Genomic DNA, 12846 nt, shown 5'->3' with positions numbered 1-12846 from the left:
TGAAGAATCCGGTGCGACTACCGGTTTGCGACTTTCCAATCAGAGCGAACACTATGAAACTGACTCTCAAGGCTTGCCGTCAGGCGGTTCTGACCGCTGTCATTAACGGTGCACTGGCCCTGGCGCTGATGCTCCTGGTGGAGTTCTCGCTCAGTGGCAGCCTGGCGATGACAAGGCCGTTTCTGATAGCCGGCCTGCTGATAGCCCTGGTAATTTTCGTGGCGCAGTTCTTTCGCCAGCTCAGACTCTGTCGTTGTCATGAAAACGAAAACGGGGCCCATTAACGGCCCCGTTTTTTTGCTCGGTGCAACAACCGTCAGCCGTTACTGGCGGATACCTTCCACGGAAATTTCCAACGTCACGGTTTCCGATGCCTTGCCCAGGTTGGTGGGAATGCCAAAATCGGCCAGCTTGATCTCGGTTTCCGCGTCAAAGCCCATGCGATAGCCACCCCAGGGGTCATCGCCGTGGCCCTGCATTTCCGCATCCAGAGTGACTTCCCGGGTAACGCCGCGCAGGGTCAGCTCACCCACGATATCGGCTTCATCGTCGCCTTCCACCTCGATACGGGTGCTCTTGAACGTCGCCTGCGGATACTCGTCCACATACAGGAAGTCCTCGCTGCGCAGGTGCTTGTCCCGCTCGCCATGGTTGCTGTCCACACTGGCGGTATCGATGGTCACCTCGACACTGCTGTTTTCGGGGTTGTCCGCGTCGTACACGAACTGACCATCGAAATCATTGAAACGTCCATACAGGGTGCTGAAGCCCAGGTGGGAGATCTCGAAGGTAATGAACTGGTGCGCACCCTCGGTATCGAAGGCGTAGGTGCCGCTGTGCTCGTCTGCGTGAGCGGCCCCGACCAGTGCCAGGGATACGGCTGAGGCCAGTAGTGTCTTTTTCATATCATGGGTCTCCTTGCTTGGTAAAAGTTCTCTGAATTCCATCACACCGGTTACGACTTCTTCAGCCGTGCCGGCAATATGCGCCTGAGGGTGTCGTCCCGGTCAACCATATGGTGTTTTATGGCCGCCAGCCCATGGAGAGCAGCCAGCCCCACCAGTGCCCAGGTGGCCCAGTAGTGAACGTCACCGGCGATGTCTTCCATTCTCTCGATCCGCCCGGTCACCGACGGCACCTCGAACCAGTCGAATACCCGCACACCCGAGCCGTCGGCCGTGGATATCAGATAACCGCTGGTCATCGCGGTCAGCATCAGCAGGTACAGAAAAACGTGGGCAACGCGTGCGGACAGCACCTCAAAGCGGGAATGACTGTCCAGGGGCGACGGCGTGGTGTCCGCAAATCGCCAGAGCAGGCGCAACACCACCACGGCGAACAGCAGGATGCCGATACTGCGGTGGATATGCGGGGCCAGCTTGTACCACTGATCGTAATAGGTCAGGTCAACCATGTAATAACCGAGACCAAACAGCCCGAATACCGCCAGCGCCACCAGCCAGTGAAGGCCGGCCCCTACCGCCCCGTATCGTCTCCTTGAGTTCCTCAGCTGCATTGCTGCTCCCGGCCTGTTGATCACGATCCATAAAACCTCCCCAGAGAATAGGGAGTTATCGGCGCAGCGCCAACCACAATATTCTGCTCACCCTGTTCAGTTTTTCTGATGGCGCGGCCTCAGCGGCAATGAAGTCGTTAACCTGAACCGCCTCAATGGCCGTGCGAGCCTTTGGTCGTATACGGGTTATACGGATTCGAAAATGCTATTGCTGCCATATAATAGCCCTATAACTAATCCCGACTAACCGCCTTTCAAGGAGACAAAACATGGAAATCGAATTCGACGAATCCATTGCCGTACCCAGCAATAACTGATCCCTAACTGATCCCTCTCAGGGACCGCATTGGCCCGTTTCGATGTGAAATGCAGGAGATGCTGAAAAGAGTCTGATAACAACACTCATGTCATGGCCTGACAACGTTTGACATAAGTCGCTGGCGCTGCTGGAAATCTTCTGGCATGCTCATCACGGTATACTCGACCTGCCGGGGCTTCAGGGCTCGTACGACAGCCCCCTCGGGTTCTTATCAGCAGTCATAATTGCGGATCCATGACCTATCTGTCAGACCATCTCTCAGGCGCGGACCTGGAATTGCTTGATCCCCTGCTGGAACAGCATGCTGATCACTGGACAGGTCTGTTTCACGGCCTGGTACTCAGAACGGCACTGCAACCCATATTCAGTATTTCCCACAAGAGAATCATAGGCTACGAAGCCCTGATACGGGCCTTTGACCCGGACAACGCCAGCGTACCGCCCTTCCAGCTGTTTGACCTGCCCGAATCCGAACAGGAAAACGTGCTGCTGGACCGCCTTTGCCGCCTGCTGCATATCCGCAACTACCGCTCGTTCCGGGACGACGTCAACTGGCTTTTTATCAACGTTTCGCCCCGGGTAGTGGCCTCCGGCTATCGCTACGATTCCTTCTTCGGTGAACTGTTACGCCGGACGGGGCTGCCCCCACATCGCATTGTGGTGGAGATTGTGGAGCAGCCCACCGACGACTCCGACCGCCTGCGAGAGACTGTCGAGTATTACAAGGAACTGGGGTGCCTGACCGCCATCGACGACTTTGGCGCCGGTCATTCCAATTTCGAACGTATCTGGAACCTGTCTCCGGACATCGTCAAACTTGACCGGACCCTCACCCTCAGGGCTGGCAAGGACCCCAAGGCCCGGCAGATCCTCAACGGCATTGTCACCCTGCTGCATCAGTCAAGCTGCCTGGTTCTGCTGGAAGGGGTGGAAACTCACGATCAGGCCATGATCGCCATTGATGCCGGTGTGGATTTTGTGCAGGGCTACTACTTCAGCCACCCCCGGGTGGAACTGGAACAGATCCGCACCAGCAAGCCGGACTTTGAAACGCTGCTGTCGGACTACAAGAACCGCAACCGCATTCGACTGGACCCCACACAGCAACTGGCGGAGTTCTTCACCAGCCATTTCCGGCGTGCCGTCCGGCAGATCCAGGACGGAAGCAATCTGCGTGATGCCTGTACCGAAATCATGAGCCATCACACCGTATCCCGGTGCTACCTGATTGATCAGCGAGGCGTACAGCTTGATGATACCCAGGCCTCCGACTCGGCGGCCGGCCAGCTTGACCCCCGATACCGCCCCCTGGAAAACACCAGCAGTGCTGACTGGTATCGCCAGCATTACCTGAAACAGGCCCTCGCCCAGCCCGACCGCATGCAGGTGACCACCCCCTACCTGTCCATATCCGGGGTCTATATGTGCGTCACCCTGTCTCTGGGCTTCCGTTTCCGGGGCGAATTGCGGGTGCTGTGCTGCGATATCCTCGCCGGACAGGGGCCGCTGTCCGGCGGTTGAAAGCCCTCAGTCCAGCCACTTTGCTCAATAGCCGTCAGACCGCCACATCCGCCATATTGCCGTAGGTTTCCAGCCAGCTACGGCGATCTCCCGCCCGCTTCTTACCCAGCAGCATGTCCATGCGCTCGTTGGTGTCATCACCGTCCTCGATGGTCAGCATGACCAGGCGGCGGGTGTCCGGAGCCATGGTGGTTTCCCGTAGCTGCAACGGGTTCATCTCGCCCAGCCCCTTGAAGCGGGTGACCTGGATCTTGCCCTTGCGTTTTTCGGCCGCCAGGCGATCGATAATGCCCTGCTTCTCGTGCTCGTCCAGGGCATAGAAAGTTTCCTTGCCCAGATCAACCCGGTACAACGGCGGCATGGCCACGAACACATGACCGGCCTCCACCACCGGGCGGAAATGCTTGACGAACAGGGCGCACAGCAGGGTGGCAATGTGCAGGCCGTCCGAGTCCGCATCGGCGAGAATGCAGATCTTGTTATAGCGCACGCCTTCAAGCTTGTCAGAGCCCGGATCCACCCCGATGGCAACGGCAATGTCATGGACTTCCTGGGAGGCCAGAATTTCCGATGAGTCGACTTCCCAGGTGTTGAGAATCTTGCCCCGCAGCGGCATCACCGCCTGGAATTCCCGGTCCCGGGCCTGCTTGGCGGAACCGCCGGCGGAGTCCCCCTCCACCAGGAACAGCTCGGAGCGGCTGGCGTCGGCACCAGAGCAGTCCGCCAGTTTGCCCGGCAAAGCCGGCCCGGAGGTCACCCGCTTACGGGCCACCTTGCGACTGGCCTTCAGGCGGCGCTGGGCATTGCTGATAAACAGTTCCGCCAGGGCTTCCGCCACATCGGTGTGCTGGTTCAGCCACAGGCTGAAGGCGTCTTTCACCACGCCGGAGATAAACGCCGCCGCCTCCCGGGACGACAGACGCTCCTTGGTCTGCCCGGAGAACTGGGGGTCCTGCATCTTGAAGGACAGCACATAGGCACAGCGGTCCCAGATATCCTCGGGGGTCAGCTTCACGCCCCGGGGCAGCAGATTGCGGAACTCACAGAATTCACGCATGGCTTCCAGCAAACCGGTACGGAAACCGTTCACGTGGGTACCGCCCTGGGTGGTGGGAATCAGGTTAACGTAGCTTTCGGTAACGGACTCACCGCCCTCTGGAAGCCACTGTACCGCCCAGTCCACCTGTTCGTTGTTGCCGGAAAAGTGCCCGGTGAACGGGTCCAGGGGAACCGCTTCCACATCCGCCAGCTCGGTGCGCAGGTAGTCCCGCAGGCCATCCTCGTAGAACCACTCGTCCTTTTCGCCGGTCTGCTCCTGGGTGAAGGTCACGGTGAGCCCGGGGCACAGCACCGCCTTGGCACGCAGGTTATGGCGCAGCCGGCTGACCGAGAACTTCGGTGAGTCGAAATAGGACACATCCGGCATGAAGTGCAGGCGGGTGCCGGTGTTGCGCTTGCCTACCGTGTCCACTACTTCCAGCTCGGAAGCCTTCTCGCCATTGGCAAAGGTCATCCGGTAGAGGTTGCCGTCCCGCTTGATGGAGATTTCCAGGTGGGTGGACAGGGCGTTGACTACGGACACCCCCACCCCGTGCAGACCCCCGGAGAAGTTGTAGTTACCCTCCGAGAACTTGCCACCGGCGTGCAGCCGGCTGAGGATCAGCTCCACCCCCGGCAGGCCTTCTTCCTTGTGGATATCCACCGGCATGCCACGACCGTCGTCCTCTACCGACAGGGAGCCGTCCGCATACAGAACCACATCCAGACGCCGGGCATGCCCTGCCAGGGCTTCGTCCACACTGTTGTCGATAACCTCCTGGGCCAGATGGTTGGGCCGGCTGGTGTCGGTGTACATGCCCGGGCGCTTGCGAACCGGGTCGAGACCGGTGAGGACTTCAATGGAGTCGGCGTTGTAGGTTTTCTGGCTCATAGGGCGGGTACAGCTCCGGATGTGCAGGGACGTGTGGGGGCATAGCTTAGGGAATCTGCCGTAAAGATCAATGTCCGGCACCGGCCGAATGCGAGGTGGGTCACCGACTGACGGACAGTTCGTCGAATCCGGGGCCGGACACCCGCACCCGCGACCAGCCATCCGCAGTCACCGCCAGCAGGGCACAGGGACTGGTCAGGGCCTGGGTGACCATCTGATCGGGGGACGGCGAGCGGACTTCGACGGAGATCCGCAACTCGCCGTCATTGAGTCGGGAGTCCTCAAGGACCACGCCATAGCCGCCGGTGGGTTTGCGCCCCGCAGCGACCAGCAGCAGATGTTCACGGCCAAAGTCGTGGTTTTCGGGTAACGAGAGGGGCATTCCGCGGGCTTCCGATACCGACTCCAGTCGCTCGCGGGAGTCCATGTAGACCACGCCCTGCCCGGCAAAGCCGCACTGGCCGGAGGCGGTGATCTGTCGGGCCAGTGGCGCACCATCGGAGGTGACTTCAGGATCCTTTGCGCAGGCGGATAGTCCGGTTGCCACGATAAGGCCGGCAACCAACCCCCGGACGGTCTGCTTCGATATGCCCATACGCTCTCCCACAAAAAACGGCCGGCCCGTCATTTGAGCTGTTTGTTGACCGACTGATCAACGTTTGACCGCTCCGGCACCGGATACCCTTCAAACCCGTAGCGGGGCAGGCCCATTTCCGACAGGGTCGGCCGGCGGAAACTGGTGGTCATTTCCAGGCCAGAGAGGGAGCGGTCCTCTACCGTAATCAGACGGGGGGAACCTGTAATGGGGTATTCGGCATAGGCCTCTCCACTCTCCGCCAGCTTCCCGTTATTGTCCAGATCTGTGCCCGAGACCAAAAAATACTCGCCGGGTTCAACATTCTTAAATGAGAAGGTATAGCGACCAGACTGAAAGCTCGCATCCACCCGCTGGCTGCTGCCGTCGCCGGAATCGTCAGCGTCGATCAAGAAAACCATATGCCTTCCAGCATCGCGATCAACCGGGTCGTCAGGCACCAGAACGATCACTGGAATGTCTAATGCCCGGCCTTCATTGCCATAGGGAATGGTTATCAGGCCATTAGCAAGGCGGTCATCCGGCAGCGCCTTCGAATTCACCGACAACCGCAGCTCCGAAGGCAGCGCCTGATTGGCAGTCAATCCGTCTCCGCCGGCGTCAGTGAGGTTCAGCCAGTCCGGCACCTCGACCACACCAGTGATATCGAGACTGGGACTGGGCATCTCTGAAAGGACCTCAAGTTCTACTGACACATCGCTTGCATTCTCATCCAGAAACAAGACCCGTGGATGAGCACTGACAACAGTGGGGAAACCGCCGTCCAAAGCTGCCATCACAGCTGCGTTTGCATTTAACAAACCGGCACCGTGTACTACTAGATCGTAGTTTTGAAGGGGTTCTCCTATGGTGGTCAGTTGACCATCGATCATCAATGCCCGGAAACGGTCCTGAGTCACAGGGACGCCATTCTGCTCTCCCAGCCGATGCATCAGCGCATAGACGCCCGACACATGGGGCGCCGACATAGAGGTACCGGCAAGGTAAGCATAACCAGAGGTCCATCCATCAACATTACTCGCGTTGCAGAGCTCATCACTGTTGGCAACATCGCACCAGGCATTGTAAATACCATCAGCGCCAGTACCGAGGTCCCCACCGGGAGCCACTAAGTCCACCGACTGACCAAAGCTGGAGTAACTGGCCCTCGCACCGGAGCGGTTTACGGCACCAACACCCACTACCCCTCTGTTCGCAGCGGGATATACTGGCAAGGCATTTCCGCTGTTGCCACCGGCAGCAACCACCAATTTTCCCTTATCAAGCGCATTGTCGATTGCCAGTTGCAAACTATCCAGAACCGGCAGCCCCCCGAGGCTGAGATTGATGACATCAACATCGTTCCGGGCTGCCGCGGCGTTAATTGCATCTATCAGATCCGACACTTTTCCGCTGCCATCTTCCCCAGTATCCCTGTTCACCCCCAAGACCCGATAGGGGAACAGCGTTGCCTCATCGGCAATGCCAACTGTTCCGAACGTATTGTCCCTTGCCCCAACAATGCCCGCCACATGCGTGCCATGGAAACTGGTCATGGAACTGCCAGGTGTGGGCGGCGTGGCTGGGTTAATGTCTGGACCGGAATTGCTGTCTACGTCGTAGTCTCCGCTGACAAAATCCAATAATTTCAATTCACCCTGCTCTACTGCGCTCTTCACGACCACGTTCGCTTCAAGATCATCATGCCAGGAGCCGTAACTGTCGGGAGTTGGAGAGAACAGCCCTGTGTCCATCACTGCCACCCCCACTCCGGTCCCAGCACCGGAGGTTGTAGTCAGCAACCAGGCCTCATTGACTTTTATCATCTTTAGATTCCAACTATTATCAGAATCCGGAAAACCTGGCAGGTCATCTGCGGGATCTGTCGCCAACAGGGTCGCCACATAATTCGGCTCCACCGTAGCCCCTGTTTCGGCCCGCAGCTTCCGAATCCATTCTACCGTTGCCTGACGCGGATCGTCTTTTGCCGATGCCGATAAGCTCTGAGCCGTAACACTCACCGGTCGACGCACATGCAAGGTACGAGGGCCAAGAGAGCGCAGGATCTCAATATCGGGATTCTGACTCAGGCCAGCCGCTGACAAAGCCTGAACCGACCCGACATCCGTTGTGATAATGGCCTCGTTCACCGCCATTTCGGGCTCCGGCCAACTAGCGTCTGCGGATAACACTCCGCCTAGCGGCGCCAGAGTAAGAACATAACGCACCGGCCCACCGCCAGAGATCGCAAGCCGAATCGTCCGTTTGTCGGAATCCTCCTCTGCCATTGTCTGTGGCAAGCTCATCCTGACCACTTCCCCTTCAATGCAGGCACCATCCCCGCATAGCTCCTGATCGCCGACCATAACACTCAGGTTAACGTCTTCAGGAGACTCCCCGGTCGCCGGAAAAACCTGAAGAAAAATACTGTCGCCAGGCTGCAGAGCAGCCGAGTAATAATCCTTATCGTCAGCAGGGTAGGCCCTGCCGTTATCGTAGGATCCTGAGTATTCACTCAGATAACCTCCAACAATGGCCGGCACTGGCAGAGACTGGGCAGTTTCGACTGAATTATTTCGGACAATCGTCGCCCAGCTCGAACTTTTGTCCCTCCAGAGATCGGCATAGTCCCGGTCCACCCTAGTGTGGGAGACAACATTAATAATGCCGCTCACATCAACGCCGCTGTCGTCACCATCACCCCGACTGAGCCCGTCATCGGACCCACCACCGCCACCGCCGCCACAACCGGCCAGCAACAGTCCGGCGGCCACAAGGCCGGCAATAAGCTTTCCTGAGGCACACACATTTCTATTCGTCATAACTGCCTTGCTCTCTATACAGGCCCCGGGGCCGGGCACAACGTTTGACCCTCAGCCTAGCATTTTGACAAACCCGGGGGGCACGCACCAGATTAAACAACGGAAAACCGAGGCACAACAACGGCATACAGGACGACATTAGCAGGAAAATAAAACCTGAAACGAGAAACGGGGCGCCCTTGGGCGCCCCGTTTGCAGAAAGTACAAGCTTTAACGCCGAAATCAGAACTCAGTCACTGACCTTCAGCACGACCTTGCCGGTAGCGGTTCGACCACTCAGGGCATCCAGTGCCTTCACATAGTCCTCGAAGGCAAAGACTTCACTGACCTTCGGCTTGATTTTGCCTTCGGCGTGCAACTGGAACAGCTCCTTCATGTTCTGCACGTGGTTCTGCGGCTCCTTCTGGGTAAAGGCGCCCCAGAACACGCCGACCACCGAGCAACTCTTGAGCAGGGTCAGGTTAGCGGGGATCTTGGGGATGTCGCCGGCGGCGAAGCCGATGATCAGGTGGCGGCCGTTCCAGGCCATGGCGCGGAGGGCCTGTTCGGTGAAGTCACCGCCCACGGGGTCGTAAATCACGTCGACGCCCTTGCCGCCGGTCATTTCCTTGATCTTATCCTTCAGGGGCTTGTCGGTGTCGCTGTAGTTCAGCAGCTCATCCGCGCCCGCCTCTTTTGCGACCTGCAGCTTGGCATCGGTGCTGGCAGCGGCGATCACGTGGGCGCCCATGGCTTTGCCCAGCTCCACGGCGGCCAGGCCAACGCCGCCACTGGCGCCCAGCACCAGCAGGCTCTCGCCAGGCTGGATATTGGCCCGCTGCTTGAGGGCATGGTAGGAAGTGCCGTACACCATGGTGAATGCGGCACCCTCTTCATCCGACATACCCTCGGCCAGGGGCAGCAGGCGGTTCTCATCCACCAGCATCTCTTCCGAGAAGGCGCCGTAGCCAGTCATGCCGATCACGCGGTCGCCGACCTTGAAGCGGGAGACCTTGTCGCCCACGGCGATCACTTCCCCGGCCATTTCACCGCCGGGAGAGAAAGGCATCTCGGGCTTGATCTGGTACTTGCCTTCGATGATCAGAGTATCCGGAAAGTTCAGACCCGCGGCCTTGACGCGAACCTTGACCTGGCCGCCGGTGGGCTCCGGGCACTCGATGTCCTCGATCACCAGCTTTTCCGCCGGGCCATACTCCTTGCAGAGAATTGCACGCATTCTGTTGCTCCGATCCTGTATCAGGGTATTGATGTTGTTGGTTGGTGCCCCTGTCATGGCTCCCGAAGAGGGCGCATCAGTAAGGGGCACCGGGGATAACGAATCAAGCTACCCCGACACCGGTCATGAATCAAATAAAGATAGCTTATGGAGCCACATCATCACGATTGATCGGGGCAGGCTATGGGAGTACTAATGCCCCCCTGCAAGCAAGGCAACGACCGCTACCTACGGGTTTTACCTCCGGACGGGTCTTAGTCCAGGCCTGCAAACCAGCGGCAGCCGGATGATTCCTGGCCGCAAATCCGCTATCCTTCGCGCTTCGTTCACTCCATGCCCTGACCTGCCTATGCCCGATATCATCTACCTGCTGGAAATGATTGGCGTGGTCGCCTTTGCCATTTCCGGCATGATCATCGCCCAGCGGAAAAACATGGACCCGGTGGGTGTGTTCACCATTGGTTTCATCACCGCGCTGGGCGGCGGCACCCTGCGGGACCTGATGATGGACAACCACCCGCTGTACTGGATCAAGCACCAGGAGCAGCCTATCCTGATTCTGGGCATGGCGCTGGTATTCAGTTATGCCGGGCTGGGGCAGCGTATCCGCGAATCCCGTATCGTGTTTCCGGATGCCATCGGCCTGGGCATTTTCTCGATTCTGGGCGCCCAGCTGGCCCTGGATCTGGGCCACTCATGGTTTGTGGCCTCACTGCTGGGGGTGATGACGGGCACGTTCGGCGGGGCTCTGCGGGATACCCTCTGCAACGAGGTGCCCTATATCTTCCGCAAGGACCACATCTACGCGTCCATATCCTTTGTTGGCTGCTGGCTGTATTTCCTGTGCCAGTGGCTGCTGGCCAACGAAACCCTGGCCCTGGCCATCGGCCTGCTGTTCATTGTGATCGTGCGGATGGCGGCGGTACGTTTCGATATCCGGTTGCAACGGGACAGCCACTACTGAGACGCTTTTAACCGGTCCGGCATTGTCATGGTCTGATCCCGCCGCCTGAGGTATCATTGCGCCCCTTTAATGTTTGCCCATACTCCTGACGCATCGAGGCTTCACCCCATGCTGGAAAAACTGTTCAAGCTGCAGGCCAACGGCACCACGGTCAAGCGTGAGGTCATCGCCGGCATTACCACCTTCCTGACCATGGCGTACATTGTGGTGGTCAACCCGTCCATTCTGTCCAGCACCGGCATGGACTTCGGGGCGGTGTTCGTGGCCACCTGTATTGCGGCGGTTATAGGCACACTGATCATGGGGCTATGGGCCAACTACCCCATCGCCCTGGCCCCGGGCATGGGGCTGAATGCCTTCTTCTCGTTCACCGTGGTGGGCAGCATGGGGTACAGCTGGGAGGTGGCCCTGGGGGCCGTATTCCTGTCGGGGATGATCTTCTTCCTGCTGAGCATCTTCAAGGTGCGGGAGTGGATCATCAACAGTATTCCGCTGTCGCTGCGTTTCGGTATTTCCGCGGGCATCGGCTTCTTTCTCGCACTGATTGCCCTCAAGAACGCGGGCATTGTGGTGGATAACCCCGCCACCCTGGTGGGCATGGGGAACGCCAAGACTCCGGAAGCGGTGCTGTTCTTCCTGGGATTTGTCGCCATCTGCGCCATGGCCTACCGGCAGATTACCGGCGCGGTGATGATTGGCATCCTGGCAATCACCGTGATCGCCATGGCACTGGGCATGGTCGAATACGAGGGGCTGGTATCAGCGCCACCCAGCCTGGCACCCACCCTGATGCAGCTGGACATCGCCGGTGCCTTCAATGTGGGCATGATCTCGGTGATTTTTGCGTTCCTGTTCGTGGATCTGTTTGATACCTCCGGCACTCTGATCGGCTCCGCCCAGCGCGGCGGCCTGCTGGACAAGGACGGCAAGCTGCCACGCCTGGGCAGGGCGCTGATGTCCGACTCGGTGGCCACCATGTCCGGTGCCGCCCTGGGCACCTCCACCACCACCAGCTATGTGGAATCCACCGCCGGCATCACTGCCGGTGGCCGCACCGGCCTGACTGCCGTCGTGGTCGCCCTGCTGTTCCTGGCCTGCCTGCTGTTCGCCCCCATTGCCAGCGTGATTCCCGCCTATGCCACGGCACCGGCCCTGCTCTACGTGGCCGTGCTGATGGCCGGTGGCCTCAAGCTGATTGACTGGGACGACGTGACCGACGCGGCCCCGGCCGTGGTTACCGCCCTGGTGATGCCTCTGACCTTTTCCATTGCCGATGGCATCGCCGCCGGGTTCATCACCTATGCGGCCGTCAAGGCGTTGAGCGGGCGCTGGTCCGACCTGAACGCCAGTGTATCGGTGATTGCCGTGGTGTTCGTTCTGAAATTCATCTTCCTCGACGCCTGAGCCGTCGCCGGAGCTCCGCTATGGACTATTTTGCCGACACTATCAGGAACGCCATCCGCACGGTGCCGGACTGGCCCAAACCGGGCGTTGCATTCCGTGATATCACCACGGTGCTGCAGGACCGTACCGCCTTCCGCAAGCTGGTGGACGCCTTCGTGCACCGCTACCATGACCAGAAGATCGATGCCATCGCCGCCATTGACGCGCGGGGCTTCATTATCGGCGCGCCCCTGGCCTACGAGCTGAACGCCGGGCTGGTGCTGGTGCGCAAGAAGGGCAAACTGCCCTTTGATACGCTGGTGGAAGACTACGAGCTTGAATATGGCACTGCGTCCGTTGAACTGCACAAGGATGCTTTCAAACCCGGTGACAAGGTGGTGCTGGTGGATGACCTGATCGCCACCGGCGGCACCATGTTGGCCGCCAGCCGCCTGATCCGCCGGATTGGCGCGGAGATCGTGGAAGTCTCCGCGATGATCGACCTGCCCGACCTGGGAGGTTCCCGCAAACTGCGGGAGGAAGGGCTCAATGTTTATACCGTCTGTCAGTTTGAAGGCGACTGAGACTGACCGGAGGATCC

At 59.2% G+C, this 12846-nt stretch carries 11 protein-coding genes; 5 read left to right on the top strand and 6 right to left on the bottom strand.

Going from position 1 to position 12846, the window contains the following annotated elements; genetic code table 11:
* The first annotated feature begins 53 nt into the window (after nucleotides 1-53).
* The gene (locus tag IE079_RS11730) at nucleotides 54-284 is read left to right on the top strand and encodes a hypothetical protein (protein ID WP_189576633.1); all 231 of its coding nucleotides are present in this window, start codon (nucleotides 54-56) and stop codon (nucleotides 282-284) included.
* Between the two features lie 39 nt (nucleotides 285-323).
* On the opposite strand, the gene IE079_RS11725 is transcribed toward IE079_RS11730, so the two are convergent.
* Both IE079_RS11725 and IE079_RS11720 read right to left on the bottom strand, forming a co-directional pair.
* Nucleotides 324-905, bottom strand: coding sequence for a YceI family protein (locus IE079_RS11725; protein WP_189576631.1), 582 nt, complete (start codon nucleotides 903-905; stop codon nucleotides 324-326).
* 50 nt (nucleotides 906-955) lie between these two features.
* The gene (locus tag IE079_RS11720; RefSeq protein ID WP_189576628.1) at nucleotides 956-1516 is read right to left on the bottom strand and encodes a cytochrome b; all 561 of its coding nucleotides are present in this window, start codon (nucleotides 1514-1516) and stop codon (nucleotides 956-958) included.
* A 553-nt stretch (nucleotides 1517-2069) separates the two neighbouring features.
* Between IE079_RS11720 and IE079_RS11715 the strand changes: the two genes are divergently transcribed.
* On the top strand, nucleotides 2070-3356 hold the full coding sequence (locus IE079_RS11715) for an EAL domain-containing protein (protein ID WP_189576626.1): 1287 nt from the start codon (nucleotides 2070-2072) through the stop codon (nucleotides 3354-3356).
* A 34-nt stretch (nucleotides 3357-3390) separates the two neighbouring features.
* On the opposite strand, the gene parE is transcribed toward IE079_RS11715, so the two are convergent.
* From parE to IE079_RS11695, 4 genes are all read right to left on the bottom strand, one after another.
* Complete coding sequence (gene parE, locus IE079_RS11710; protein ID WP_189576623.1) at nucleotides 3391-5286, bottom strand: DNA topoisomerase IV subunit B; 1896 nt, start codon at nucleotides 5284-5286, stop codon at nucleotides 3391-3393.
* Nucleotides 5287-5386: 100 nt separating this feature from the next.
* Nucleotides 5387-5881 (bottom strand): protease complex subunit PrcB family protein, encoded by a 495-nt coding sequence (locus IE079_RS11705; RefSeq protein ID WP_189576621.1) that lies wholly within the window; start codon nucleotides 5879-5881, stop codon nucleotides 5387-5389.
* Between the two features lie 29 nt (nucleotides 5882-5910).
* Complete coding sequence (locus IE079_RS11700; protein ID WP_189576619.1) at nucleotides 5911-8682, bottom strand: S8 family serine peptidase; 2772 nt, start codon at nucleotides 8680-8682, stop codon at nucleotides 5911-5913.
* 229 nt (nucleotides 8683-8911) lie between these two features.
* Nucleotides 8912-9898 (bottom strand): NADPH:quinone oxidoreductase family protein, encoded by a 987-nt coding sequence (locus IE079_RS11695; RefSeq protein ID WP_189576617.1) that lies wholly within the window; start codon nucleotides 9896-9898, stop codon nucleotides 8912-8914.
* A 349-nt stretch (nucleotides 9899-10247) separates the two neighbouring features.
* On the opposite strand from IE079_RS11695, the gene IE079_RS11690 reads away from it, so the two are divergent.
* The 3 genes from IE079_RS11690 to IE079_RS11680 all read left to right on the top strand — a co-directional run bounded on the left by IE079_RS11690 (nucleotide 10248) and on the right by IE079_RS11680 (nucleotide 12829).
* Nucleotides 10248-10862, top strand: coding sequence for a trimeric intracellular cation channel family protein (locus IE079_RS11690; protein WP_189576616.1), 615 nt, complete (start codon nucleotides 10248-10250; stop codon nucleotides 10860-10862).
* Nucleotides 10863-10970: 108 nt separating this feature from the next.
* Entirely contained in the window at nucleotides 10971-12266 is a 1296-nt protein-coding gene (locus IE079_RS11685; RefSeq protein WP_189576614.1) for an NCS2 family permease, read from the top strand.
* Nucleotides 12267-12286: 20 nt separating this feature from the next.
* The gene (locus tag IE079_RS11680; RefSeq protein ID WP_189576613.1) at nucleotides 12287-12829 is read left to right on the top strand and encodes an adenine phosphoribosyltransferase; all 543 of its coding nucleotides are present in this window, start codon (nucleotides 12287-12289) and stop codon (nucleotides 12827-12829) included.
* The last annotated feature ends 17 nt before the right edge of the window (nucleotides 12830-12846 follow it).

It is taken from the genome of Marinobacter zhanjiangensis, assembly GCF_014651935.1.
Lineage (GTDB): Bacteria > Pseudomonadota > Gammaproteobacteria > Pseudomonadales > Oleiphilaceae > Marinobacter > Marinobacter zhanjiangensis.
This window is presented reverse-complemented; position numbering and strand designations above follow the sequence as displayed.

Excerpts from the sequence above, each read along its gene's own strand:
- IE079_RS11680 (WP_189576613.1), top strand. The coding sequence starts at position 12,287 with ATGGACTATTTTGCCGACACTATCAGGAACGCCATCCGCACGGTGCCG.
- IE079_RS11705 (WP_189576621.1), bottom strand. The coding sequence starts at position 5,881 with ATGGGCATATCGAAGCAGACCGTCCGGGGGTTGGTTGCCGGCCTTATC.
- IE079_RS11730 (WP_189576633.1), top strand. The coding sequence starts at position 54 with ATGAAACTGACTCTCAAGGCTTGCCGTCAGGCGGTTCTGACCGCTGTC.
- IE079_RS11690 (WP_189576616.1), top strand. The coding sequence starts at position 10,248 with ATGCCCGATATCATCTACCTGCTGGAAATGATTGGCGTGGTCGCCTTT.
- IE079_RS11695 (WP_189576617.1), bottom strand. The coding sequence starts at position 9,898 with ATGCGTGCAATTCTCTGCAAGGAGTATGGCCCGGCGGAAAAGCTGGTG.
- parE (WP_189576623.1), bottom strand. The coding sequence starts at position 5,286 with ATGAGCCAGAAAACCTACAACGCCGACTCCATTGAAGTCCTCACCGGT.
- IE079_RS11685 (WP_189576614.1), top strand. The coding sequence starts at position 10,971 with ATGCTGGAAAAACTGTTCAAGCTGCAGGCCAACGGCACCACGGTCAAG.
- IE079_RS11700 (WP_189576619.1), bottom strand. The coding sequence starts at position 8,682 with ATGACGAATAGAAATGTGTGTGCCTCAGGAAAGCTTATTGCCGGCCTT.
- IE079_RS11720 (WP_189576628.1), bottom strand. The coding sequence starts at position 1,516 with ATGCAGCTGAGGAACTCAAGGAGACGATACGGGGCGGTAGGGGCCGGC.
- IE079_RS11725 (WP_189576631.1), bottom strand. The coding sequence starts at position 905 with ATGAAAAAGACACTACTGGCCTCAGCCGTATCCCTGGCACTGGTCGGG.
- IE079_RS11715 (WP_189576626.1), top strand. The coding sequence starts at position 2,070 with ATGACCTATCTGTCAGACCATCTCTCAGGCGCGGACCTGGAATTGCTT.